Genomic DNA, 23,438 nt, shown 5'->3' with positions numbered 1-23,438 from the left:
CTCAGTCGTATGGTTTTTGATGCCAAACGAGTTCAGGCACTCCTTTTCTTTCCTTGGTCTCATCTCGTACAACGGTTATCGCTTCGAAACCCACTCCGCGGATTACGGGCCATTGGGATATTCGGACAGAAGATTGTCGACCCATGCCATCCCGGATGAACACACGCCCACTGGGCTCCAAACTGATGTGCGGAGTGACGTGGCCAAAGTCGAAAACTATCCCCTCGGCATCCGCGCCCTCGAACCGGAACGTAATGGGCACCCCACTCACTGACTTCACCTTCACCATGCCTCGACCCTGTGCGGGGAGAGAGCCGCTTGCGGGGTTCCAGGAGTATTTGGTCGAGTTCCGATGAAACACGTCATGCTCCGTGTATAGGCGAGAGTAGGCAGCGTATACAAGGTCGCTCATGGTCTCGCCTGATTCGTCTTCCCACTCCAGCGCGAAATCGAAGCCTGGTCGATGGAGGTTCAGTCGCTCGTATGACTCGGGCTCTGCGAGTCCAGCGACGATGGTCTGTGACGGATCATCACTGGCGCCGATGTAGACGGCATCCGGGGGAAAATGCATCGTCATGCGTTTGAGGACAGCGGGGACCTTTGCCATGCCTCCCGCCAGGATCACATAGCTCACCCCTTTCATCAGTTGTTCAGGGGTACGCGCGCGAGCTTCAGCTGGCGTGAGCGTCGTCGAGTCCTGCCTCCCCGCGACCTGCACCATCAGCGCGGCTCGAAGCGCCCGAGCCACGACCTCCATCGCCCTGTCGAGTTGAGGCTCGAACACGGTCTCCAGTTCTTCACGGCTGTAATTGACAATTGGGACGTCCACATCCGGAAAATCGACAACTACTGGGACATCGAGTGACGAGCCGAGCTCGACCTTGGCGTGGCTTGCAGCTGCTCTAACCCATGCTCGAACGTCGTCGCGTTGCGGTAATGCGTCGATGAAGAATCCGGCTGCCTCATACTTGGCTTCGAGGTCACGCACAATGCCAACATCCAGATCATCGCCAGCCTCGTCGAGTCCGTCAGCCGCTTGTACGGATATGCCTGGTTCTCGATCAGAGCGCGCGTCGACCTCGATTACCGCGACGTCGAGGGTTCCGCCCCCCATGTCGAACACCAACACTTTGCCATGAACCGTCTGCCGACGTCGAAGCATCTCCCCAACCCACGCAACACCCGCTGCAATTGGTTCGTCGATCAGGGTGCTGTCTCCAACTGCGATGCCAGCCTTATTCGCTAGGTGAATGAACCTCTTGCGCTGCTCGCCATCCCAGATCGCAGGGCATCCGAGACGTATGCTCCCCGGTACGTTGAGAGGCGCTTGGTTCGCATCCGCAGATTCGGACAATGCGGTCAAGATTGCGACGATCACTTCGTTGGCATCAACTTCGACTTCAGCAATGCCGTTTGACACGACCGCGGTGTCATCGCGCTGGGTGATCAGCCGCTTAACAGAGCGAACGAGTTGTTCCTCCGGGAGCACGCCCGACTCTTCCCCGACAAGCCAGGCAGCGCCATCAATGCCAACAATCGAGGGAAACCACCGCTCAGCCCTGCCCACCGGAACAATTTGGGGGCCAAACACTGTCGATTCGGCGACCCATGAAGTCGACGTCCCAAAGTCGACTCCGCGCACACCCTCTGCTGACATCTATTCTCCTTCTGGCTTAACGACCCGCGCTTTCATGAGCAGAACTTCCTCTTCGGGTGTTCTCCAGTTATAGCCTGAGCGCACGACATGAGCCGGTTCTCCGACATCGGGCCTGGCTCCCGGAGCGTCGTGTCGCTCTGGATCGAACGGTTCCACACTGCCGGCAGACCCGATCTTTTCGACTCCCTGACGTGCGAGGAAGCTCTGGAGCCGGGTCACCATCTCCTGCGACTCAAGCTTCGATATTTCGCTTTCGACCAGGGAAGCCGCTTGCGCCAGCGCACGTACGGCATCGATCTGGGCTTGGCGAAGCTCTTGATTTCGAATTCCAGAGTGCGCAGTGGAGGCCTGCGCCAACTTGCTTGTTAGCAGGTCATTCGCCCCCTGCAGCCCGACCTCCCTGTCCCTCGCCTCAGCTTCCGATGTACGAGCACGCGCCGCGTCGGACTCTGCTTCACGGAGCTTAACTTCCAGCTGCTCGACGTACGCTGCCTGCCGAAGCGCCTGGCGCCACGAGTCGACTCTGGAGTCGACACTGGCTATTTCGCGGAGTTTCTTATCGACTCGCTCCCCGGTCACGACTCCAGCGACTGTGGACGATGCCGCCAGGATGTTCATCAATCCCCGTCGAGTCGTTGCGGCGTCGAGCTCTCGTTCGACGACGGGGACGACGACCGAGCGGAGGATCTCATCGCTATTAAGCGCTTGCGACAAAACGCCGTCTCCAACGTCGGCAAGCGCTGCAAAGTCGAAGCCGACCCACCAGCGGGCTTTCGAGGCTTCCTTCGGATCCCGCCGGAAGACTGCTGCAGTCAGCGAAGAACGTCCACCTCGGCCTTCAAACGGCATCGGGCGAATTCCGCGGGCGAGCCGCGCATGAAATAGTTCGAGTTCCGCTCTTTGCAGCCCGCTTAGCGGTTCCTGCTTCCACCTTTCCACAAGCACCTTCGCAAGCGAAGAGCGCAGTTGGTCCGATTCCCGCGACTCAACCGCGGATATCCCGTCGAGCATCTCGGCGAGCGCGGGATCACTCAAGGCACCGAGGTTTTTTGATGATGCGAGCGCCAGGTTCATTGCGCCAATTAAGCGCTCCGCGAGCAGCGAGTCAGGTGCAGCAGTATTGACCTCGCGCATCATGGCGGAAGTCGTTTTAGCGAACGCTGGGCTTTGAAGCCAATCGCGGAAACTTGGATCATCCTTGAGTTGGGACCGAGCTGCACCCGAGTGCGCCAACAACACGGGCCAGAGCGTCTCCCTAGGTTCAGGTGACTTCGCCAACAGGCCGTTGATTATCGTCGTGTTGAGCGGAGGTATATCAATCGCAACCCTGATGGGACGCTCCGCCAGCTCCGAGGAATCGGCATCAGCAATATTCAGGTCCTCTCCCAGAAGGGTGCTGAGCAAGAGCTTCGTCCCAACCCCTACCTCACCTGACATGGCGGAACGGATCTCACCGCGTGAGACTTCGCTGGGCTCTTGGAGAAAGCGCTCCATGGCCTTCGGTAGGTTGCCTGTGCCCATGTCTCGGATGGGAGCCTGCTGATCAGGGACGTCCCGCTCAATGGGCGGGTCTTGACTGGAATCATCAATCGACTCAAGCTTCACTTCTGCCGCCGAAATGCTAGGCATGGACAGCGGAGTCTCGGGGACGAGATTCTCAACGGCAACATACGGGATCTCCGACCTGCTCCATTTGTAGGTGGGTGTTTTAGCGTGGCTACGCTCGACCCCGCTCAGCTCATGAAAAGTGGGACCGATTTTCTTCCACACCGCCGATACGCGACCTCGATCGAGATCGTGCGAGGCAACGGCAGTAATGAGGTCCTTCGCGGTGGTTGCCTTCCGCAGCTCTGCCAGTACGAGAACAAAGAGCCGTTTCGGGTCGTTCGTCAGCAGTTCCTTCAGCATGTCCGGTCTCGTATATTGCAGGTAACGAACAGAGCCGGCCCGCGCCGGAGCGAACTCTGGTCCAAGCTTCACCTCCACGGGGTTACCGTCTCCCCAGTCGACCACCTTTAGGGTCTGTGCCGGGCTCGAGATCACCCGCCCCACAGCAACGTTCGCTGATGATGTCGGTTTCCTTATGAGCACCTCAAAGCCGGTCATTTGCCAATCCTATTGAGCCCAGCACAGCGCCCCTCGCACCCGGCGCATGGCTACGCGGTGCATTGGAAGCGCCTTCCAACGGTCAACGTGGGCTGCATTAGGCTGCACCCAGGGGATGATCGGGGGATCAGCAGTGGCATCATCGTGGACGCCATCAAGGTGGGGAGCGCGCATCACGCGTGCTTCCGCATGGCGGGCAGAGCTGATCGGCGATGAGCTCGTCATTCGCGACGATGGCGCCGTCAGATGTATTCCACTCGCTGACATCGGCCGCACTCGAATTCGGCCCGGTCTCGGGTCGTCAAGCGTTGAGTGGGGTGGGCAGTCACCGCTCCGGTTACGCGGCCTGTCCCCGGCTGGTGCACGTGACCTGCGCGATGCCATCGAGAGGGAGCGCGACAGGGTGCTTGCCAGCATCCGTCTGGCGCAACTAGCCCGAGAGTTCGACCTTCTCGGGTTGGTCGTCCGGGACTGGGCGCGCGACTTCTTCTCAGCGGCCACGACACATCAAAATGCCAGCGGATGGCTGACGCGAGAGTTCACAGCGGTCTGGCAACAGTCGAAGCCGGCAGGAAGGTTCGGCGAGTTGCTCGAGCTGCCGGAGTTAGCAGCCCATCGGGTTGATCAACCTGGTGACATTCTGGAGGCAATTGACCTGTGGACGTCCAACCTCGCCGAGTACGTCTTCAAATGGAATGACCGCTTCGTCGAAGAGGAGCAGGGTAACCTCCGATCGTTTTTCGACAACGTCGAGCGTTCGCCCCTTACCGACGAGCAGACGTTGGCGGTGGTGTGCTTTGACAATCGAGTGCAGCTGATTGCGGCAGCAGGGTCAGGCAAGACCTCGACGATGATCGCGAAGGCCGGGTACGCCGTCTACCGCGGCATCGTTACGCCCGACCAGGTGCTCATGCTGGCTTTCAACAGCAAGGCGGCAACCGAGCTGCAGGAGCGGATAACCGAACGTCTCTCTCCACTTGGTCTCGCAGCCGACCGCATCGTGGCGCGCACGTTTCACTCGTTCGGGCTCAGCGTGATCGGGCAGGCCACCGGCCGCAAACCCAGCCTCGCGCCGTGGGTGGAAAGGGCGGGTGGAGATATCGAGAAGCTCGCTCAAATCGTGGACTTGCTCCGGGATAGCGACGAAAGGTTCCGTACTGAGTGGGATCTGTTCCGCATGGTGTTCAGTCGCGAGCTGCCCGACTTCGGCGAAGAAGAGAACGAGCCCGACGGCTGGGATGCCGCCCAACGACGAGAAGGATTCCGCACCCTCCGAAACGAGGTCGTGAAGTCTCAAGGCGAGCGGATGATCGCCGACTGGCTCTACTACAACGGTGTCGAGTACGAGTATGAGCGACCATACGAGACGGACACTGCCGATGCGGAGCACCGGCAGTACAAACCTGACTTCTATTACCCCACGATTGACGTTTATCACGAGCACTATGCGCTTGACGAGCACGGTCACGCGCCCGAGCAGTTCGTAGGCTATGCGGAAGGGGTCGCATGGAAACGGCGGCTTCACGCTGAGCGTGGCACGACAGTGATTGAAACGACCATGGCGCACCTCTGGGACGGTTCCGCCTTCGCACATCTGCGGGACGAACTGACCAGCCGAGGGATCGAACTCGACCCCAACCCTGAGCGCCCTATCGTCGGGCAACAACCGATCGACGCCGAGCGGCTCGTTGGCACATTCCGTTCGTTCATGATTCACGCGAAGAGCAACCAACTCAGTGACAGCGAGCTCGTCGACCGTGCCGGATCGTTGTCACGGCAACAGACACGGTTCCGGCAGGAGATGTTCCTTCGGCTCTATCAGGCCATCCGCGACCGCTGGGAAGAAGAGCTTCGCCTCAGCGACAGCATCGACTTCGAGGACATGCTGAACCTCGCCGCCGACCACGTCGAGTCCGGCCAATGGCAGAATCCCTTCCGGTTGGTCATGATCGACGAGATGCAGGATGCCAGCTACGCGAGAGCACGGCTGGCCCGTGCCCTCGTGAACCAGCCTGGAAGGTATTTGTTTGCGGTCGGTGACGACTGGCAGAGCATTAACCGGTTCGCCGGCGCTGACTTGTCAGTCATGACGGGATTTGAAGAATGGTTCGGCGAGGGCGAAGTGCTGCGACTGCAACGGACGTTCCGTTGTTCCCAGTCGCTCTGTGACGTCTCCAGCAAGTTTGTGGCCAAGAACCCCAGTCAGCTTCCGAAGCGTGTCATGTCGTCGACCCCTGAGCATTCGCCAAGCATCGTCGCAATCGCAGCAGTTGACGACGATCAAGTGAGCGGAACCATTCGGATGCACCTCGCGGAGTTGAACGACCGCATCGCATCCGGGACTGCTCCGCCTGGACGTGGCGGAAAGGCATCCGTCTTCATCCTGGGGCGCTATCGCCACCAAGAAAGTCTCGTCCCGCACTCGGCGCTGAAGCAATTGGCACACCTCGACGTGCGATTCTCGACAATCCACGCATCGAAAGGGCTCGAGGCTGACTACGTCATCATCCCCGGACTTACTCGTGACAAGGCCGCGTTCCCAAGCAAGGCTGCGGATGACCCGGTCCTGCGGCTAGCGATGCCGGCAGGGGAAGGATTCCCTCACGCGGAAGAGCGGCGCCTGTTCTACGTGGCCCTCACACGCGCGCGAAGGGCGGTCACCTTGGTGACGGTTCGCCATCGCGAATCAAAGTTCCTCGTGGAATTAGTCAAGGAGCAGGGCATCCCGCTCACGTTGGCTGGCGGCGCCCAGTCGAGCGTCGTCCACTGTCCGGCATGCGCCGATGGCGTCATGGTGCCGCGGACAAGCAAGCACGGACGGTTCCACGGATGCTCCAACTTCCCGAAGTGTCGGCAAACAATGAAGGAAGCTGAGGCAGAAGCTGCCCTTCGGGACGCCGAGCGATTCTCGTGATAGCAATGACTCATGAGGTCCGAGGCCGAGCAGCGAATCATCCGGGAGGACATCTTTCGCTGGCTCGACACGAAACTGGGTTCAGGCCAATCGGAGCTCACACGCGCCGAGTTGGAGGGCTACCACTTCGGGAACGAGCGGATACCACTGCTCGACACGGCCCGTGGCATCCGCAACCCTCGCGATTTTGACTCCACTCTGACCATCATGTCCAGCGTGAAGAGTCCGTACGGCGACGAGACGATCAGCGCCGACGGAATCGTGCGGTACGCGTATCAATCGCGAGACGGCGGGGACAACGTCAAACTGCGGCGGGCATTCGAGCAGAAGGATCCGCTCGTCTACCTGCAGGGAAGCCGCCCAGGAGCATTCGTCGCCTACTACCCGGTGTACATCGTGGCTGACGACCAGGTCTCGCGACAGTTCCTGGTAGGTCTGGACGAGACCATGCGATTCTTCGGTGATCCGCTGCACATGACGACGGATGAGCGCCGGTATGCGGAGCGCATGGTGCGCCAACGACTGCACCAGCCGGTATTCCGTGCTCGGGTGATGCATGCCTACGTCACGACGTGTGCGGTCTGCAGCCTCAAACACGCGGACCTGCTCGATGCCGCTCACATCATCGGCGACACGGATGTGAATGGTCTTGCACGCGTGACCAACGGAATTGCGCTCTGCAAGATCCACCACGCCGCGTACGACCGGAACCTGCTCGGAATCACGCCCGACTATGAAGTGCGGATTGACGCCGACCTGCTGAACGAGATCGACGGGCCCATGCTGAGGCACGGACTGCAGGACATGCACGGGCGGCCGTTGACGCTTCCCGTCAAGCGGGCCGATCGCCCTTCGCAGGAGGCTCTTGCGTCGCGGTTTGCTGAGTTTGCGGCGTAACCCGCAGTCGCGGTCATGCTGACCCTCCGCATTACTCGGAATACGTCTCGAAAGCTAACAACTGCGCTTGTGCGTCCGCGGCGAGCATCGCTGACCAGACCACCTCGCCCGGAGCCGGCTCGATACCGAGGCCACCCTCCGGCTCAGGCAACCAATCACCAGGAGGGACGCCTGGAATTGCCGACACAAGCGCGACGAAAAAGGTGACGTCGAGTGAACCGGTGGCGCCAATCGCGACATATGCCTGACCGTCGTTCTGGACCTTGATGCGAACGCGGACGTCCCTGTCACCGAAGACAAAGGACCGAATGTCCGAGTTCAAGAGCGATTCAACGGCTGCCTTTCGAACTAGCCCTTCCATCAGCGACAGTGCGCTGAAGGTTGCTTCAGCGACAAGGCGCTGAATGTCCCATTTAGTTGGGAGCAGGAACTCCGTAGAGCACGAGTGTGGTCCGTCCCGGTGCGCTGCGACCGAGAGCTGTGCGTAGAAGTCGCGTTGCGAAGAATCAGCCTGACGGGCTCCGCCTGCACCAAGCCACCACCTCTGACCCAGCTTCAAAGCTTCCTGCGGAAGCTCATCGCTTAGATCTGAGCCAGCGCCGCGCCACGGACCTGTCTTTACTTTGAACCAGATGCGGTCAGTTAGTGCACGCACTCGATCCCCACCACCGCTGTGGATTTCGTTCGGAAGCTGTTGTGCCTTTGAAACCAGCGCGTGGTCGACCTCGCTCAATCTGACGCTGAGGTCAGGAATGGGAGCAGAGAGGTCGGTGAGGCATCGTTTGGTCGGTCGTACGGCGTCAGGCATGCCTGGACCGTACCGTCAGCCACCGTCAACGCTCGGGAACTCCACCAAGATCGTCTAGCTCGTCACGGCTCAAACCGGAGATTTCGGAGACGACGGATGCGCGGGTTCCATCTAGTCGCGACAAGGAAGCACGTATGCCCTCATTGATCTCGTCGCGATGCGAATCCACATAGTCGCGTACAGCTGCGTCGACGATGTCCTTCTTCGTTCGCCCGAGGAAGTGTGCAGCATCGGCGATTCGCTTGTCGGTTGCAGCGTCGACTTTGATGGGGCTGAGGGCTGGCATTTGAGTTCACTTCCGGTGGGCAACATTTGACGCGTATGCAAAGGTACCAAAGTACCCTGAGTATGGCTAGAGCTAGTATCGGGCACCGTGACTCATTGACTCGATTGAACCTTGAATTCGTTCGGCTTGCCGGCGCTAGCTGAACTAGTGCGCTGCAACTCCACGATTAGGAGGGTCAACGCCTAGTTTCTCTCAATTATCTTGCAAAACTGCCATGATGACACTCATGGACTACCTGCCAGTGTTCGGAATGCTCGGGCTGCTGATTCCGCTGCTCATTACAGCCGTCACCCTCCTCGTGTTCTACGGCCTCGTACGAGTGGCCGTCAGCCACGGGCTTCGGGACCATCACAAATGGACACGGCGCCAGCCTCCAGCAGCGGCTCACGATGATTGGCCAATCGGGGAATAGCTGCCGACGAACCGAGAACAGCAAACGAGTGTCTCGCCGTGCGGGCGGCCAGCGATCGCCGAATCGAACCACCCGCTCTCGGACAGAGACGAACGGAGATGAAGATGACGATGCCCAGCCCCGGTTGGTATAGCGATCCACAGGATGCGCAGCAGTCTCGCTGGTGGGACGGTTCAAAATGGACGGAGCATCAGAAGCGTGTTGACCCCGCGCCGCCGCCTACGCCGGAGCCGTACGTACCATTCGCTAATCAGCATCAAGAGCCTGTCCAGACCCTGTCCCGTGGGGACAAAGACAAGGAGATCCGCAAGAACAATTCGATGGCGTACACCGGCCTCGTACTCGCTCTCGTCGCCTTCTTGATCAACCCGTTCGCGATTCTAAGCATTCTCGGCATCGTGTTCTCCGCAATCGGACTTGCGAAATCACATGAACTAGAACGCGACGGCTACAGGACTCACGGACGCGGAACCGCAATTGGCGGAATCATTGTGGGCATTGTTGGATTAATCGCGTTCGCGCTCATCGCGTTCAGCTAGGGCGATGGCATGAGTGGGAAACTCAGCCAGCAAGCAGTCGCTCCAGCCCGGCCTCATCCACGATCGGGATGCCATAGTCGCGTGCCTTGCATGCCTTCCCCGATAGTGAATCTGGGTCGGCGGCGACGAGAAGCCGCACCTTCTTCGTGACCGCATTCCAGGGGGTGAACCCGAGGGACATGAGGTGAGCGTCCCAATCGGAGCGGGGACGGATCATCTCGCCGGTGAGGACTATTAGGTCGCCGGGGGTGAGGGCGAAGGCACGGCGGGTCTCGACAAGCTCGACAAGCGGAGTGGGCGGAACTACGGGAGCTTCGAAGGCCCGAGCGATCGTGGCCGTCGGCACGTCGAGCAGGTTGCCCACCTCGACAAGGTCGGCCATCTCAGCAGTCGTCAGCACGCCGTCCGCCCACGCCACCTTGGTGAGCTCCTCGAAGTACTCGAGGTGCAGGGTTTCGACCGTCGTGCGGTCGATGCCAAGGTCTTCTGCGAGTGCCACCAGCGCCTCGGCCTCGTGGGCCGACAGGTGCCGATCGAGCAGGCAACTGTCGAGCAGCGCCAGGTAGTTGAGGCATTCAGCGGGGCCCGCGTACTCTGGCATCTTGATCGTGATGCGGCCGAGGAACGACTGCGCCGTCACCTCCACCGGCTGCGCGAACGACGGCCGCGGCATCCACTCCACCGAGACGACGGAGGCAGGCGGCCAGCCCTGGTCGAGCGCGGCGCTGATATGCGAGAACCAGAACTCACGATCATCCGTCGACTCAATGTAGGCACCCAGCAGCTGGGCGGTCGCCAACGCGTCGACGGATGCGCGGTGCGCATCGATTAGGTCGATATCGAGGGCGGCGCAGCAATCGGAAAGGGAACGCCCAGCACCGGGCAGGTACTCGCGTGCCAGCTGCATGGTGCACAGGGCGGCCGGTGGCTCCACCTCGTAGCCGGCACGTTCGAGCTCTGCCACCAGGAACCGGGTGTCGAAGCTGGCGTTGTGGGCGACCAGAACGCGTCCGGTCAGCAGGTCGATGAGCTGCGGCGCTATCTGCTCGAAAGAGGGCGCGTGCATGATGTCCGAAGCACGGATGCGATGGATGTCTTGCCGCCCCAGGTCACGCCCCGGATTGATGAGTGTCTCCCACTGACCCTCCACGCGACCGTGCTCATCGACGTGCACGACGGCGACCTCGATCACACGGTCGTGCTTCGCGGGCGAAAGGCCGGTGGTCTCGAAGTCGATGACGGCGAAACCGGGTCCAGGCATGGTGATGCTCCTATCGGGTTGAGGTCACTGTATCGCTGCCGTCCCTAGGTCAGAGCCCCTGTGAAGACCTGAATGAGAGCGGCGATGAGGGAGGGTCCTGCGAGAGCGAGCGCCACTGCGGCACCGGCGAGCACCAGCAGCATCCACCCGACTCGACGTCGGCGAGCCTGGATGTCCTCCGCCTGAAGCGCGGCGAAGGTGACCAGGTGTGCCGGGTCGACCGTGGCATCCGCCGTGTCATGCCAGAAGCGTGCAGTCGAAGCAACTTGTCTTAACTGCGCCAGCGTGGCCTCATCGACGGCCGGCTTCTGACGTCGGAGCCAGCGCAACAGCTGAGCATCGGTGACGACCGTCACGTCGTCCGGACGCTCTTTGATCGTGAGGTCACTCGCACCGACGACGACAATGAGCGGGTGCACGGGGACGTTGACGCCCAGCGCCGCCAAGAGTCGCTTCGAGGCGCTCTTCGCCTCGGAACGGGAATTGCGCAGATGATCCATCTTCTGTCCGGCGACCATCAGCACCTTCGGCGATACCCAGACTTTCACGCCACGGTGGTGCTTCGTGTTGATGGTGAACGCGCCCGCCGGACCGATCACCACGTGGTCGATGTCCGTATCCTTGTCGCCCACGGGAACAGCATGAAGCACCAGCCATTCCGGACCCAGCTTCGCGAGAATGCGGCCGACGTGCATCTCACCGAGGGCACCGGCAAACCAGGGCCAGGCATCCGGATGCAACGGCCGGAAACCTAGGATGCGCTTGAGCTTCGAGCGCGGCACAGCGAGCTGCTGTTGGGCGAGGCATTCGAGCACGACCGAGTAGCCGGCGGGGCGCCGGCTCAGGTCGTGCAGTTCTGTGGAGTGCTCAAACACGGTCAGGCAACAGCCGCAACCGCTTCCGTGTTGACGGAGTTGCTGAGTGCGCCGTTGAAGGAACTCTGCACGATGGCACTACCGATTAGGCCGAGCAGGAGCAGCAGCCAGAACGCGCCGTGGCGACCCATCCGGTTGCTTGTGAACTGCTCGACACCGACCGCGTACTTCCAGATCCACACAATGTTGCCGATCGGAACGATGAGCAACCACGCGCTCGGGATCCTGGTTCCAGACTGGTTCATCTCGTTCTTCGTCTTGACGTACCAGACGATCGAATAGATGCCGAAGGTGACGAACGGGAGAAGCAAGGGGGCGGCGGGGCTACGACGTTTCACGGAAATCCTCTGATCGGGGTGGGTAGGCATACTCGACTCACCGTATTGAGGATCTCTCGCGCGACACAGCCCCCGTTAGGGGCGATGCCGGCGCTCGACTGGCATCCTCCACAGCCAGCGGATCGGCGAGAACTTCACACAAGTCCCGCGCGCGCCAACGCCCAACGACAACTCCCCTAGCTTTGCAGTCACCGCGAGGCGACAATAGGAAGGTGATCGAACTGACCGAACCACAGGTATGGGTACTCATCGGCGTTTTCGCCGCTGCGTTCTTCAGCCTGATCGGCATCGTCACCACGAACTTCAACCGCACGATGAACGCACGATTTGGCACTATGGACGCGCGGTTCACTGCCCTAAGCGAGATCATGGATGCGCGGTTCGAAGCCATGGAAGCGCGGTTCACTGCCATGGAATCACGAGTCGACGCCAAGTTCGAGATCATCAACGTGAAGCTTGAGAACATGGACCGCGATATTCAGGCGCTATCGCGGCATGTGTTCGGCACAGACCCGCGGTAGACGGTCCGGGTGCGGTTTGGCCTCGCTCCCCACCGGCACGGCCGACCGATGCTGCCGCATCGTTCGGAACCGGCGGCGTGGCCCCAAGCTCGACCCGCTTTAAGGGCGGACGCGCTTAGGCTCGGGGGATGACGGATACGGCGCTCATCGGCCCCGTCGCCGCACCGGGTCTGCATGTGATGACCTACAACATCCGCCGCCGCCTTCCGCACCTCATGCCGCGCAGCCCCGACCGGTGGGTACACCGCCAGCCGCTGCTTCGGCGACTGCTCCAGGCGGAACAGCCCGCGCTGCTCGGCGTGCAGGAAGCCCTGTTCGACCAGGCCGGGTTCGTGCGCCACACGCTCGGCGAGCACTACCGCTCCATCGGACACGGCCGCGAAGCCAACACCGGCGGCGAGGGTTGCCCGATCTTCTACGACTCCCGGCGGCTACGGGTGCTTTCGTGGCGGCAGACGGCGCTGTCCGACACCCCGGACGTGCCCGGCTCCACCTCGTGGGGCAACCGCGTACCGCGCATCGTCGTCGACGCGACCATGCGCGACCTCGACACTGGCATCGAGTTCCAGGCGGTGAACACGCACCTCGACCACAAGTCGCGCAGCTCGCGGTTGCGATCCGCCGACGCGCTTCGACAGATCGTGTCCGCCTCGACGCTTCCCACGATCATGACCGGCGACTTCAACACGGATGCTGACACCGACCCCTACGACGCCCTCACCGGGGAAGGACTACTCGTCGACACGTGGGATGTCACGCAGAAACGCCTCACCGAGGTGTGGGGGACGTTTCTGGACTACCGCCAGCCGGAGCACGACCGGAAACGCATCGACTGGATTCTCGTGACCCCCGGCATCACCGTGGAGAAAGCCGCGATCAACGTGAGCCGGTACGAGAAAGGGTGGCCGTCGGATCATGCAGCGGTGCAGGCGGTTGTGAGTCTTTCGGTACCCGGCTGAATCTCGACAAGCTCGATTGGTCTCGACAAGCTCGACCCGCTCTAAGGAGCAGGACGTAATGTGAGGGCATGGCTGGGTTCTCGAACCGCTGGCGCTCCAATGTGCTCAGCACTCTCACTGGCGACGACGACGGCCTACCGCCCTGGGTGGACAAAATCGAGCACGGCGACGACGCCGGCTATTTCGGGCCGGGATCCGCGGCGTGGGCCGTTCATGGCGGGCTGCCGACCATGGTCGCCGGTATCCGCTCCCTGCTGCTGCAGGCGCTGCATCCGGGTGCCATGGCAGGCGTGCACGACTGGTCGCGCTACCAGGAGGATGCGCTCGGCCGGCTCTCCGGCACCGTCAAGTGGCTGGTCACCGTCACCTACGCAGACACCGAACTCGCCCGCGCCGAAACGGCACGGGTCGAGCGCTTTCACGACCGTGTGCGCGGGACATACGTCGACAACGCCGGCAACGAGCGCAGCTATGCCGCCAGCGACTCGGCACTGCTCCGCTGGGTGCACCTGGTGTTCGCAGACTCGTTCCTCGCCTGCCACCAGCTCTGGGGTGGACCGATCCCCGGCGGTGCCGACCAGTACGTGCGCGAGTGGGCCACCGCCGGCGATCTGCTCGGCGTCCCCAACCCACCGCGAAGTGAAGCCGAGCTGCGGGACGGGCTCGACGCGTACTCTGGCGAGCTCCGCTACGACGAGCGGGTCGCCGAAGTGGTCGGATTCATCCGCAACCCGCCGCTGACCAGAACCATGAAACCGGCCTACCGCATCATGTTCGCCGGAGCCGTCGCCTCGCTGCCGCGCCGGTACCGCGCCATGCTCGGCCTCCGACGCACCTGGCTGCCCGCCGTCACGGCCACCCGGGTGATGCTGGGCGCGCTCCAACTCGTGCTTGGTGGCATCTCCACCTCGGAGGAGGCCGCCCGTCGGCGGATCGAGCGGCTGGAGACGGCGGATGCACGGTGACGGGTCGCCCGTAGGGGGTCTCGACCCTTCGATACGGTCGCGAAGCGACCTACTCAGGGGACCTACGCCTGCTCGCTGCGCTCGCGGGCTACTCGACCAGCAAGAGGGAGCAAGCTCGACCAGCCTCAGGGACGGTAGTCCGAGGACTCGACCGTCCGAGCATCCGCCCCGAAGATGAAGGTGGCGCGCACGAACTGGCCGGTCAGCGCCCGCGGCAGCCAGTGCTTCGCGTCGTCCCACATGCGGTCGAGCGGAATGTCGGCGAGCAGGTGCCACTCCGGCGCCAGCTCGTCCGACTCGGCCGGCTCGCCCTCCCACTCGCGGCACACGAACGCCCACGACTTCTGGCTGAAATTCGGGTGATGAGTGAAGGGATACGTCAGCTCGCCCACCAGCATCAGCGACCCAGGGCGGATGCTGACGCCCACCTCTTCGCGCGCCTCCCGCACCGCAGCATCCGCCGGAGACTCCCCCGGCTCCAGCTTGCCGCCGGGGCCGACCAGGTTGCCCTCGCCGAGGCCGAACTTCTTGCGCCCGAGAAGCACCTCGGTGCCGGCCGGCGACTCGCGCAGCAGGTAGGTGACGCAGACCTCGGGGAGGGGCATGGGTTAAGTGTGGCGCAGGTGCGGTGGATGAGGTTTCGATACGGCCGCGAGCGGCCTACTCAACCCACGATTAGGGACACGTGGGACGATGGCTCGATGCGCATCTGGTTCAGTCCGATCCCCTTCGCTGCGGCGGCCATCATCGTGCTGGTCGCGCTTGTCGTTCTGACGGTGATCGATTCGCCTCGCACCCGCGCTTGGGCGCGCTGGCTCATCGCCCTGACAGTCGTTGCGATCCTGGGGCTCACCCTGCTCGGGTCCGCGACCGGAAACGGCGTGCCGAACCTCATCCCCGGGTGGACGATCAACCAGCAACTGACCGCCCCCGAGCATCCCTTTGGTCTGGGCAATGTGGTCGGGAATGTGGCAATGTTCGTCCCGCTCGGGTGGCTGGTAGCGCTGGTGACCAGGCGGCGTCGCATCCTGGTCGCCGCAATCGTCGGTTTCGGGCTCTCGGCGGTGATCGAGGTGGTGCAGTCGATTACCGGAAGGATCTCCGACATCGATGACTTGATCCTGAACGGCATCGGTGCGGTGCTCGGGGCGTGCGTCGCCTTGCTGATCCTCGCTGCCCGATCGGCGCCGCATCGAGCTCGCGCTATCGGCGAAACACGGTGAACTGAGCGCGCTTCGTCGTCAGGCTTGGGCGGAGCCAGTGAGACGCGCGAGCACCTCGGGGTCGTCCACGATCTCGGCACCGATGAACGTCACATCCGCCGGGTAAATGAGCAGCGGAACTCCGGACACCAACTGGATGGTGACCTCGACCATGGCATCCGGGTCGGTGGTGAAACATCGCACCGGGATGAACTCGCCGAGTGGCAGTCCACTCTCGACACGGCGATTTACGTAGCCGACCAGGGCATCCGCGAAGGTGTCCGAGACGGTGAAGGAGCGTCCGTAGTAGTCGATGCGTTTCATGGGGAAAGCCTACGCGGGCTGGGCTCCGTGGCGGTTTCGATACGGCCCTGGCGGGCCCACTCAACCCGCAGGACGCCGCCTCACCCCTAGGCTTCAGCCATGGATGCCAGCCAGCAGCAGTTCGTCGAAACGTTCCGGCTATTCCTGGAGGAGGTCATCCAGCAACAGCGGATGCGCCCGGCCGAGGTCACGCCGCTCGGCACCATTGTGCAAGAGCACCTGGGCGCATCGGTCACCGAGCTGCCGGTCGTCAGCGAATCGATCGCCCCACACCGGCTGGTCGACGCCGACATCGCACTGGAAATGCTGGCGGGCGACGACTCGCGGTTGATCGGCGCGAGCGGTGGGCAGCAGCGGTACCACGAGGACTTTCCGCAGCTGCTCATGCACCCGCACATGCCGTTCGCGCCAGCACCCGTCGACTACGTGACCGTGGACACCGGGCCGGACAGCCGGCGCCGGGTGATCGCCCACGGCATCCGCCTGTTCCGCTTTGATGGCCAGCCGGTCGCGGTGTTGCAACGTGCGGCTGCGCGACAGTTCGGTCGGGACACCGCCGCTCTCGAGGTGCTCAGCGCCGACACCGAGCTCAGCGCACGGGTGCTCGCCGAGGTGGGGCGGCTCATGCTGGCTCACAGCGTGCTGCGCGGCAAAGTGCTCACCTTCACTGCGGACGAGTTCTCCCACGGCGCCGCCGGCGCCACCTTCGTGCCACGGCCGCAGGTCGACTCCGGCAGCATCGTGCTCGGCCCTGGCGTGCTCGAGCGGATCACCGCGCACGTCGTCGACATCGGCAGCCAGCGCAAGCGGCTCACCGACGCCGGCCAGCACCTCAAGCGGGGCGTACTGCTGTACGGCCCGCCCGGAACTGGCAAGACCCTCACTGTGCGCCACCTGCTCAGCCGCACCGAGAACGTGACCGCCGTGCTACTGACCGGCACCAGCATCCGCTTCATCACCGAGGCGGCGGAGCTGGCCCGTGCCATGCAGCCGGCCATCGTCGTGCTCGAAGACGTCGACCTGGTTGCCCACGAACGCGGAATGCACGGCGGCCCGCAACCGCTGCTGTTCGCGGTGCTCGACGCCCTCGACGGGCTGGACGGCGACGCCGATGTGGCGTTCATCCTCACCACCAACCGCGCCGACCTGCTCGAGCCGGCGCTCGCCGCCCGGCCAGGGCGTGTCGACCTCGCAGTCGAGATCCCGCTACCCGACCAGGACGCCCGGCGACGGATGTTCGCCCTCTACGCCACCGGGCTGGGGTTGACGGATGCCGCCGTCCGCGACGCCGCAGACCGCGCGGAGGGTGTCACCGGGTCGTTCGCGAAGGAGCTGATGCGTCGGACGGTGCTGGCCGCCGCACGAGATGACCGGGCGGTGACGGATGCCGACCTCGAGGTTGCCCTCGATGAGTTGCTGTCTGCAGGGGCGACGCTGACGCGGAGTCTGCTCGGGGTTGGCGGGGCCACGGAACCGGGCGGCCCGGGCGAAGGCGAGTCGTTCGGCTGGGTCGGCGGGGCGCACTGAGGGCACGCCATACTGGTGGCGGTTTCGATACGGTCGCTTCGCGACCTACTCAACCCACAGAGAGGGTCCACATCCTCAACCCAGAGAGAGCGTTCCAGACCCTCAACCCACAGAGAGTTTCCAGACCCTCAACTCACAGATGATTTCCAGACCTCGGCCTGCCGGCGCAGCGACGCGTGCGCGCCACCGTAGGCGGCCAGAGCGGTCTCACCGAGCAGTGCCTTTGGAACCTTGCAGACCATCGTGTAGACCGTATCCACCACGTTGGCGACCGGGCTGAGGTTGATCTGCGAAACCAGCTGGTAGGCATCCATCGTGCTCAGTCCCAACAGCTCCGACACCCAGGTGACCATCTCGACGTTGGCGATGCGGAACGCGTCCTCCAGCGGCTTGGTCGACCCGGTCGTGATCAGGTACTCGTCGGTTTCGATGCGCGGCCATGCGGTCGGGCTGCCGCCCTTGATCAGTTCCACGATGAACGAGGTGTTCATCGAGCACTCCACCGCAACACCACAGGTCTCGCCCTCGCCCTGGCGGGCGTGCCCGTCGCCGAGGCTGAACAGCGCCCCCGGAACGTTCACCCCGAGGTAGCAGGTGGTGGAGGCTCGCATCTCAGGTGTGTCCATGTTGCCGCCCCAGTTGCCCGGAGCCAGCGCCGAACGCACCTCGCCCAGCGCCGGCGCGACACCGACGGTGCCGTGCATCGGGTCGAGCGGCAGTGCCAGGCTCAAGTCGCTGTCACGTGCGTGGTAATGCACCTGCCGGGTAGCAGCATCCAGTTCGTAGAACCAGGTCTGCTCCGGCAGCGGCGCGTTCAGGAGCGCCGTGTCGTGCGTGCCGGTGAGCGAACCGAAGTACTCGACGGTGGTGCTGACACCCCAGTCGAAGCGCGGCTCTATCGAGACGAAGTGCACCGCGAGGGTGTCGCCCGGCTCCGCCCCCTCAATGTAGAACGGGCCGGTCTGCGGGTTCAGGTACCGCGGATCGAGCACAGCCGACGGTTTCACATCGGGCGAGGTGACCATCCCGGCAAAGCAGTCCAGCGTCGACGTGTTGACGAGGGTTCCCGGCCTCAACTGGGCGACAGGCTCGGCACCACCAAAGGTGTAGACGAGGGTCGACAGGTCAGTGTCATCCGGGACATCGAAGTTGAAGGTTTCCATGGATGTCAGGCCTTTCTGGTCAACTCATTGGATTCGGCGGCGGATGCTGCCCGCTTACGTTTCGCGCTGGAGAAGAGTTCCTTCGTCTGAACCAGCCCTCCCGGCCGGAACGCCAACATCAGGATGAGCAGGATTGCCAGCAGGATCTCGGTCATGCCGATCGTGTCGAACGGCAGCGTACCGTCGAGGCTGATCGCGTTCTCCACGTAACGCAGGCCCTCGTGCACTGTCGTCACCAGCAGCACACCGAGCGCCACCCCGGTCACGGTGCGCGGTCCGCCGACGATCAGCATCGTCAGCACGACGAAGGTCTGCGTCAGGTAGAACGCGTTCGGTTGGAACGAGGTGATGAAGTGTGCCCACAGCGCACCGGCCATGCCGCAGATGAACGCGGAGAGGATGAACGAGAGCCAGCGCGCACGAATCACATTGATGCCGATAGCGGATGCCGCGTGCACGTTATCGCGGGACGCCCGCAACTTCATGCCGAGCGACGACTCCTTGAACAGGTACGCAATCACCACGACGATGAGCGCCCAGGTGACGGCCGTCCACAGGTCGGTGTACTTCAGCAGGCCGAACAGCGTGCGCGGCCCATTGGTGACGGCACTCCACTGCGAGAGCACCACGTGCACGATCACCAGCAGGGCGAAAGAGGCGATCGCTGCAGCCGAGTCCGACAACCGCATCAGCGGGTACCCAACCACGGCAGCAAAGACCGCCGCAATCGCCGCACCGCAGAACATCGCCGGAACGAAACCCATCTCGATGCCGGCCAGCACCGGGTACAGGTCGGGCAGCGACATCGCCTTCGATGCGACCGGGATGGAGAACAGCGCGGATGCGTAGGCGCCGATACCCATGAACCCCACGTGAGCGAAGGAGAGCAACCCGGAGTTGCCCATGAAGATCTGCAGCCCCAACACCATGATGAGGTTGATGAACATCACGGTGGCCAGACGGTCCACCAGCGGGATGCCGAGCGCGGAGGCGATGATCGCGATCACTCCGAAGACGACGAGGATCACGCCGAGAGGAAGGAATTTGCGACCTCTGACCATGACGGAGGGCATCTTCATCAGCCAATTCTTTCTGTCGCGAAACGACCCTTGATGATTCCCTGCGGCCGGAAGACCAGGACCAGGATGACGATGGCGAAGATCAGCGCGTCGCGGAAGGCGAGCGCCTCCTGCGGCAACACCAGTTGCAGGCCGACAGTGATCGCGCCCAGGAAGTACCCGCCGACGATGGCGCCGGACAGGCTATTCATTCCACCGACCACAATCGCGATCAGCGCGATCAGCAGCGGCGTCATGCCGACCGTCGGCGAGACCGAACCGATGCGGCTTATCCAGAGGAACCCGACGATGCCGGCCAGCACACCACTGATGGCGAACGCGGACACGATGACCTTGTCGGCCCGCGTACCGAGGAGTTGAAGCATCCGGAAGTCGTCCGCCGCTGCCCGCAGCGTCACGCCCAACCGGGTCTTCTGCATGATCAGCAGCAATGCGAACAGGGTGAGCGCGCTCACACCGATGACGATGAGGTCAGAGACGGAGATCCGCAGCCCGCCCAGGTCGAGGGAGGTGTGGAAGAAGCCAGGCACCTGGACCGCGCGGGCTCGCGGCGACACGAACAGCAACGCAGAGTTCTGCAGCAGCGTGCTCACTGCGAACGACGTCACCAGCATGGCGTTGAGCGAGTTCGACCTCACCGGCCGGAACGCGATCCGCTCGGTCGCGACACTGGCGAGTGCGGCGGCGACGATCATCACCACCACGATTACGACGAGCGGCAGAATGCCGCCCTGCAGCACGAACCAGGTGTACCCGGCGACCATGATCAGCTCGCCGTAGGCGAAGTTCACGAGCTTCAGGATCCCGAAAATGATGATGAGGCCGAGCGCGATCAGCGCATACATGCTGCCCAGGCTCAGGGAGTTCAGAAGGTATTGAAGAACGTCGTTCATCTCACTCCTCCGTTCCGGTCACGCGAACGCCACCGAGGTAGGCGGACGCGATATCGATCGATTCCTTGATTTCCTGGGGGGTGCCGGATGCCGACAGGTTGCCGGTGGTCAGCAGATACGCGCGGTCGGCGATATCGAGAGCGCGGGTCACGTTCTGCTCGACCAGCAGGATGGTCACGCCTTCGGCGTGCAGCTGCTGGATGATCTCGAACATGCGGTCGACCAGCGTCGGGGACAGGCCAAGAGACGGCTCGTCGAGCATGAGCAGGCGGGGTCGGGACACCAGAGCGCGGGCGATCGCCAGCTGCTGTTGCTCACCGCCGGACAGCGTTCCGGCGCCCTGCGACCTGCGCTCCTTCAGGATCGGGAAACGCTCGAAGGCGCGCTCCAGCTCCTCGCCCACAGAGTTTTTGTCTCGCAACAAGTAGGCGCCGAGGCGCAGGTTCTCCTCGATGGTGAGGCTGGGGAAGATCCCGCGGTCCTCCGGCACAAGGGAGACGCCGCGGCGAGCGATGTCGGCGCTGCGCTTGCCGTGAATCGGGGTGCCGTCGAAGACGATGGTTCCGGATGCCGGCCTGTTGACTCCCGCGATGGCGGCCAGGGTGGTCGACTTGCCGGCACCATTGGAGCCGACCAGGGCGACCAGCTCGCCATCCGCCACCCGCAGGTGCAGGTTGTTGACGGCGGCAATCGCGCCGTACCTCACACTGAGGTCGGTCAGTTCGAGCAGACTCATAGGGTTTCCGTCTTCTCGGTTCCGGCGTTCGCCTGGCTGCCCAGATAGGCCTCAACCACCACGGGGTCGGCGCGGACGTGGTCGGCGGTCCCCTCAGAAATGGTCTTGCCCTGGTTGAGCACATGCAGGCGGTGGCACAGACGCATGATCAGGTTCATGTCGTGGTCGATGATGAGCAGGCCGCATCCGAACTTCTCCGGGATGGTGCTCAACTGGCCGAGCAGGCGCTCGCTCTCCTCCTCGTTGAGCCCGGCGGCGGGCTCATCGAGCAGCAGGTACTTGCATCCGGTGGCCAGCGACCGCAGGATCTCGACGATCCTCTCCTGGCCGTACGACAGCGACTCGGTGAGCACGTCGCTGAGGTGTTCGATCTCGAACAGGCGGATGAGGTCGTTGGCTATCGTCGCTGCCTTGCGCGCGCCGTGACCGGCTCCGAGAGCGCCCAGCTGGACGTTCTCGAAGACGGTCATGGTCGCAAACAGGCGAACCGACTGGAAGGAGCGAACCAGGCCGGCGCGCGCCACCAGGTGTGGCGCGAACCCGGTCACCTCCTTGCCGTCGATCTTCACGCTTCCGGCGGCCGGCTTCAACGCCCCCGAGATCACGTTGACGAGGGTCGTCTTGCCGGAACCGTTGGGCCCGATCAATCCGACGATCTCGTTCCTGCCCAGCGAGAGGCTCACCTGATCGAGCGCCCGAAGCCCGGCAAAGTTCATCACGATGCCTTCGGCGGTGAGCCTCTCGCTGTTCACGGTTTCACTCATGGAGCGGGAGCCCACTCCGGCTTCAGCCAACGGTTGAACTTCGGCTCACCCTTGACGAGGGAGACGATCGCGGCTTCCTTCTGCGGCTCGTGGCCGGTGTCAGCCGACGACCACTTGAGCTGGCCGGTGAGCAGGTCGAAGGTCATCTTCGTCATCTGCTCGGCGACAGCTGCGCCATCCGTGGTTCCGGCTTCCTCCATCGCCTGCGCGAGGATGTTCACGGTGTCGTAGCCGTTCACCACCAGAGCCGTGTCGGGGTCTTCACCGTGAGCATCGTTGTACAGCGCCATGAAGTCGGTCACCAGCGGGCTGGCCTCCTCGCTGAGGAAACTGTGCGTCGCGTAGGTGATGTCGTCACCGAAGTCGGCACCGAGAACCTTGGCCAACTCGGGGTCGTCATAGGAGTCTCCACCCAGGATCGGGGTGTCGATACCGGCAGCACGGATGTCGCGGATGATCAGCGCCAGGTCGGGCATGTAGGACGACACGAAGATGACATCGGCCTCCGATCCCGTCGACTTCAGTCGCTGCAGTTGAGCCGAGAAATCCTGGTCACCCTGCGTGTAGGTGTCCTGGCCGACGATGGTGCCGCCGAGCTCTTCCATCGACTCGATGAAGTACTCACTGAGCGAGGTGGTGTAGTCGATGAACGTGTCCGTGACGACGTACGCGTTCTTCAGTCCCAGCTCGTTGTACGACCACTCGGCTGCGGCCGCACCCATGGTGGTGTTCCACATCGACAGCGTGAACTGCTTGTCGCCGAGTGTGTCGGAGCCGAACAGGGGCGAGGACGCACCGGGCGAGATTCCGACGATGCCGGCAGACTGCGCGGCGCGGCTGGCCGGACCACCGAAGTCGAAGTCGGCTGGCGTGATGATGGCGGAAGCGCCCTCCCCGACCAGCTGCTCGGCGTTGTTGCCGACCGTGACCGGGTCGCTCTTGCCGTCGAGGTTGACGAGCTTCAGCGGCTTACCGAGCACTCCGCCGGCGGCGTTGATCTCATCAACGGCAAGTTGTGCGCCGCGGAGGATCGGCTCATCCAGTGGGGACTGGATTCCGGTGAGGCACAGGGATGCGCCGATGATGATCTCGTCGCCGCTGACGTTCGCGGCTGGACCCTTCCCGTTGTCGGCAGACAGGTCTGCCCCACAGCCGGCAAGGCTGACCGCGACCAGCGCGGCAGTGGCAATGCCCAGGACTTTCTTGTGCATG

At 63.1% G+C, this 23,438-nt stretch carries 24 protein-coding genes; 9 read left to right on the top strand and 15 right to left on the bottom strand.

The features are described 5' to 3' along the window. Position 1: 1 nt before the first annotated feature. The gene (locus ACX3O0_RS15295; protein WP_459108301.1) at positions 2 to 1,657 is read right to left on the bottom strand and encodes an Hsp70 family protein; all 1,656 of its coding nucleotides are present in this window, start codon (positions 1,655 to 1,657) and stop codon (positions 2 to 4) included. Beyond that, entirely contained in the window at positions 1,658 to 3,763 is a 2,106-nt protein-coding gene (locus ACX3O0_RS15290) for a nucleotide exchange factor GrpE (protein WP_459108300.1), read from the bottom strand. It lies immediately after the preceding gene. Positions 3,764 to 3,896: 133 nt separating this feature from the next. Here ACX3O0_RS15290 and ACX3O0_RS15285 point away from each other — a divergent pair, with 133 nt between their 5' ends. Together ACX3O0_RS15285 and ACX3O0_RS15280 are read left to right on the top strand one after the other, a co-directional pair. After that, a complete protein-coding gene (locus ACX3O0_RS15285; RefSeq protein WP_459108299.1) occupies positions 3,897 to 6,677 on the top strand; it encodes a UvrD-helicase domain-containing protein in 2,781 nt (926 codons plus the stop codon). 12 nt (positions 6,678 to 6,689) lie between these two features. Then, positions 6,690 to 7,574: an HNH endonuclease gene (locus ACX3O0_RS15280; protein ID WP_459108298.1), complete on the top strand. Its 885-nt coding sequence runs from the start codon at positions 6,690 to 6,692 to the stop codon at positions 7,572 to 7,574. Positions 7,575 to 7,605: 31 nt separating this feature from the next. Here the strand turns inward: ACX3O0_RS15280 and ACX3O0_RS15275 are convergent, their stop codons facing one another. Together ACX3O0_RS15275 and ACX3O0_RS15270 are read right to left on the bottom strand one after the other, a co-directional pair. Continuing rightward, positions 7,606 to 8,382, bottom strand: a complete 777-nt coding sequence (locus ACX3O0_RS15275) for a hypothetical protein (protein WP_459108297.1) — start codon at positions 8,380 to 8,382, stop codon at positions 7,606 to 7,608. Positions 8,383 to 8,407: 25 nt separating this feature from the next. Further along, positions 8,408 to 8,668 (bottom strand): hypothetical protein, encoded by a 261-nt coding sequence (locus tag ACX3O0_RS15270; RefSeq protein ID WP_459108296.1) that lies wholly within the window; start codon positions 8,666 to 8,668, stop codon positions 8,408 to 8,410. A gap of 217 nt (positions 8,669 to 8,885) precedes the next feature. Here ACX3O0_RS15270 and ACX3O0_RS15265 point away from each other — a divergent pair, with 217 nt between their 5' ends. Then, positions 8,886 to 9,080 carry a hypothetical protein gene (locus ACX3O0_RS15265; protein ID WP_459108295.1) on the top strand — a complete coding sequence of 65 codons (195 nt, stop codon included), beginning with the start codon at positions 8,886 to 8,888 and terminating at the stop codon, positions 9,078 to 9,080. Between the two features lie 104 nt (positions 9,081 to 9,184). Beyond that, entirely contained in the window at positions 9,185 to 9,619 is a 435-nt protein-coding gene (locus ACX3O0_RS15260) for a DUF2510 domain-containing protein (protein WP_459108294.1), read from the top strand. A 22-nt stretch (positions 9,620 to 9,641) separates the two neighbouring features. Here the strand turns inward: ACX3O0_RS15260 and ACX3O0_RS15255 are convergent, their stop codons facing one another. From ACX3O0_RS15255 to ACX3O0_RS15245, 3 genes are read right to left on the bottom strand one after another with little or no spacing between them, the layout of a single operon-like run. Continuing rightward, positions 9,642 to 10,880, bottom strand: a complete 1,239-nt coding sequence (locus tag ACX3O0_RS15255; protein ID WP_459108293.1) for an exonuclease domain-containing protein — start codon at positions 10,878 to 10,880, stop codon at positions 9,642 to 9,644. Positions 10,881 to 10,924: 44 nt separating this feature from the next. Beyond that, positions 10,925 to 11,755: a nuclease-related domain-containing protein gene (locus ACX3O0_RS15250; protein ID WP_459108292.1), complete on the bottom strand. Its 831-nt coding sequence runs from the start codon at positions 11,753 to 11,755 to the stop codon at positions 10,925 to 10,927. 2 nt (positions 11,756 to 11,757) lie between these two features. Next, a complete protein-coding gene (locus ACX3O0_RS15245) occupies positions 11,758 to 12,093 on the bottom strand; it encodes a DUF4234 domain-containing protein (protein ID WP_459108291.1) in 336 nt (111 codons plus the stop codon). A gap of 212 nt (positions 12,094 to 12,305) precedes the next feature. On the opposite strand from ACX3O0_RS15245, the gene ACX3O0_RS15240 reads away from it, so the two are divergent. The 3 genes from ACX3O0_RS15240 (at position 12,306) to ACX3O0_RS15230 (ending at position 14,538) form a co-directional block, all read left to right on the top strand. Beyond that, entirely contained in the window at positions 12,306 to 12,614 is a 309-nt protein-coding gene (locus ACX3O0_RS15240) for a hypothetical protein (protein ID WP_459092642.1), read from the top strand. A gap of 128 nt (positions 12,615 to 12,742) precedes the next feature. Further along, entirely contained in the window at positions 12,743 to 13,573 is an 831-nt protein-coding gene (locus ACX3O0_RS15235) for an endonuclease/exonuclease/phosphatase family protein (RefSeq protein ID WP_459108290.1), read from the top strand. Positions 13,574 to 13,641: 68 nt separating this feature from the next. After that, positions 13,642 to 14,538, top strand: coding sequence for an oxygenase MpaB family protein (locus tag ACX3O0_RS15230; protein WP_459108289.1), 897 nt, complete (start codon positions 13,642 to 13,644; stop codon positions 14,536 to 14,538). A 125-nt stretch (positions 14,539 to 14,663) separates the two neighbouring features. Here the strand turns inward: ACX3O0_RS15230 and ACX3O0_RS15225 are convergent, their stop codons facing one another. Beyond that, positions 14,664 to 15,143 carry an 8-oxo-dGTP diphosphatase gene (locus ACX3O0_RS15225; protein WP_459108288.1) on the bottom strand — a complete coding sequence of 160 codons (480 nt, stop codon included), beginning with the start codon at positions 15,141 to 15,143 and terminating at the stop codon, positions 14,664 to 14,666. Positions 15,144 to 15,239: 96 nt separating this feature from the next. On the opposite strand from ACX3O0_RS15225, the gene ACX3O0_RS15220 reads away from it, so the two are divergent. Beyond that, positions 15,240 to 15,761, top strand: a complete 522-nt coding sequence (locus ACX3O0_RS15220) for a VanZ family protein (RefSeq protein ID WP_459108287.1) — start codon at positions 15,240 to 15,242, stop codon at positions 15,759 to 15,761. 18 nt (positions 15,762 to 15,779) lie between these two features. Here ACX3O0_RS15220 and ACX3O0_RS15215 read toward each other — a convergent pair whose 3' ends face one another. Beyond that, on the bottom strand, positions 15,780 to 16,064 hold the full coding sequence (locus ACX3O0_RS15215; protein ID WP_459108286.1) for a hypothetical protein: 285 nt from the start codon (positions 16,062 to 16,064) through the stop codon (positions 15,780 to 15,782). 99 nt (positions 16,065 to 16,163) lie between these two features. Here ACX3O0_RS15215 and ACX3O0_RS15210 point away from each other — a divergent pair, with 99 nt between their 5' ends. Further along, complete coding sequence (locus ACX3O0_RS15210; RefSeq protein WP_459108285.1) at positions 16,164 to 17,591, top strand: AAA family ATPase; 1,428 nt, start codon at positions 16,164 to 16,166, stop codon at positions 17,589 to 17,591. A gap of 128 nt (positions 17,592 to 17,719) precedes the next feature. Here the strand turns inward: ACX3O0_RS15210 and ACX3O0_RS15205 are convergent, their stop codons facing one another. Genes ACX3O0_RS15205 through ACX3O0_RS15180 form a run of 6 tightly spaced genes read right to left on the bottom strand, consistent with a single transcriptional unit; the run spans position 17,720 to position 23,437 of the window. Further along, positions 17,720 to 18,754 (bottom strand): acetamidase/formamidase family protein, encoded by a 1,035-nt coding sequence (locus tag ACX3O0_RS15205; protein ID WP_459108284.1) that lies wholly within the window; start codon positions 18,752 to 18,754, stop codon positions 17,720 to 17,722. A 5-nt stretch (positions 18,755 to 18,759) separates the two neighbouring features. Beyond that, entirely contained in the window at positions 18,760 to 19,833 is a 1,074-nt protein-coding gene (locus ACX3O0_RS15200) for a branched-chain amino acid ABC transporter permease (RefSeq protein WP_459108283.1), read from the bottom strand. Beyond that, positions 19,833 to 20,726 (bottom strand): branched-chain amino acid ABC transporter permease, encoded by an 894-nt coding sequence (locus ACX3O0_RS15195; RefSeq protein ID WP_459092624.1) that lies wholly within the window; start codon positions 20,724 to 20,726, stop codon positions 19,833 to 19,835. The genes ACX3O0_RS15200 and ACX3O0_RS15195 overlap by 1 nt, the downstream gene beginning before the upstream one ends. A 1-nt stretch (position 20,727) precedes the next feature. Beyond that, positions 20,728 to 21,462, bottom strand: a complete 735-nt coding sequence (locus ACX3O0_RS15190; protein WP_459092622.1) for an ABC transporter ATP-binding protein — start codon at positions 21,460 to 21,462, stop codon at positions 20,728 to 20,730. Further along, positions 21,459 to 22,226 (bottom strand): ABC transporter ATP-binding protein, encoded by a 768-nt coding sequence (locus ACX3O0_RS15185; RefSeq protein ID WP_459108282.1) that lies wholly within the window; start codon positions 22,224 to 22,226, stop codon positions 21,459 to 21,461. The genes ACX3O0_RS15190 and ACX3O0_RS15185 overlap by 4 nt, the downstream gene beginning before the upstream one ends. Then, complete coding sequence (locus tag ACX3O0_RS15180) at positions 22,223 to 23,437, bottom strand: ABC transporter substrate-binding protein (protein ID WP_459108281.1); 1,215 nt, start codon at positions 23,435 to 23,437, stop codon at positions 22,223 to 22,225. Before ACX3O0_RS15180 ends, ACX3O0_RS15185 begins: the two co-directional genes overlap by 4 nt. Position 23,438: the final 1 nt, after the last annotated feature.

Source organism: Homoserinimonas sp. A447 (assembly GCF_054489325.1).
Note: the sequence above shows the minus strand (reverse complement) of the source record. Positions and strands in the feature narration are given on the sequence as shown.

Bases quoted from the DNA above. Each gene is read 5' to 3' on its own strand.
- ACX3O0_RS15190 (WP_459092622.1), bottom strand. From the start codon at position 21,462: ATGAGTCTGCTCGAACTGACCGACCTCAGTGTGAGGTACGGCGCGATT.
- ACX3O0_RS15255 (WP_459108293.1), bottom strand. From the start codon at position 10,880: ATGCCTGGACCCGGTTTCGCCGTCATCGACTTCGAGACCACCGGCCTT.
- ACX3O0_RS15290 (WP_459108300.1), bottom strand. From the start codon at position 3,763: ATGACCGGCTTTGAGGTGCTCATAAGGAAACCGACATCATCAGCGAAC.
- ACX3O0_RS15230 (WP_459108289.1), top strand. From the start codon at position 13,642: ATGGCTGGGTTCTCGAACCGCTGGCGCTCCAATGTGCTCAGCACTCTC.
- ACX3O0_RS15225 (WP_459108288.1), bottom strand. From the start codon at position 15,143: ATGCCCCTCCCCGAGGTCTGCGTCACCTACCTGCTGCGCGAGTCGCCG.
- ACX3O0_RS15265 (WP_459108295.1), top strand. From the start codon at position 8,886: ATGACACTCATGGACTACCTGCCAGTGTTCGGAATGCTCGGGCTGCTG.
- ACX3O0_RS15260 (WP_459108294.1), top strand. From the start codon at position 9,185: ATGACGATGCCCAGCCCCGGTTGGTATAGCGATCCACAGGATGCGCAG.
- ACX3O0_RS15275 (WP_459108297.1), bottom strand. From the start codon at position 8,382: ATGCCTGACGCCGTACGACCGACCAAACGATGCCTCACCGACCTCTCT.
- ACX3O0_RS15200 (WP_459108283.1), bottom strand. From the start codon at position 19,833: ATGAAGATGCCCTCCGTCATGGTCAGAGGTCGCAAATTCCTTCCTCTC.
- ACX3O0_RS15180 (WP_459108281.1), bottom strand. From the start codon at position 23,437: ATGCACAAGAAAGTCCTGGGCATTGCCACTGCCGCGCTGGTCGCGGTC.
- ACX3O0_RS15295 (WP_459108301.1), bottom strand. From the start codon at position 1,657: ATGTCAGCAGAGGGTGTGCGCGGAGTCGACTTTGGGACGTCGACTTCA.
- ACX3O0_RS15215 (WP_459108286.1), bottom strand. From the start codon at position 16,064: ATGAAACGCATCGACTACTACGGACGCTCCTTCACCGTCTCGGACACC.
- ACX3O0_RS15235 (WP_459108290.1), top strand. From the start codon at position 12,743: ATGACGGATACGGCGCTCATCGGCCCCGTCGCCGCACCGGGTCTGCAT.
- ACX3O0_RS15205 (WP_459108284.1), bottom strand. From the start codon at position 18,754: ATGGAAACCTTCAACTTCGATGTCCCGGATGACACTGACCTGTCGACC.
- ACX3O0_RS15270 (WP_459108296.1), bottom strand. From the start codon at position 8,668: ATGCCAGCCCTCAGCCCCATCAAAGTCGACGCTGCAACCGACAAGCGA.
- ACX3O0_RS15195 (WP_459092624.1), bottom strand. From the start codon at position 20,726: ATGAACGACGTTCTTCAATACCTTCTGAACTCCCTGAGCCTGGGCAGC.
- ACX3O0_RS15220 (WP_459108287.1), top strand. From the start codon at position 15,240: ATGCGCATCTGGTTCAGTCCGATCCCCTTCGCTGCGGCGGCCATCATC.
- ACX3O0_RS15185 (WP_459108282.1), bottom strand. From the start codon at position 22,226: ATGAGTGAAACCGTGAACAGCGAGAGGCTCACCGCCGAAGGCATCGTG.
- ACX3O0_RS15280 (WP_459108298.1), top strand. From the start codon at position 6,690: ATGAGGTCCGAGGCCGAGCAGCGAATCATCCGGGAGGACATCTTTCGC.
- ACX3O0_RS15210 (WP_459108285.1), top strand. From the start codon at position 16,164: ATGGATGCCAGCCAGCAGCAGTTCGTCGAAACGTTCCGGCTATTCCTG.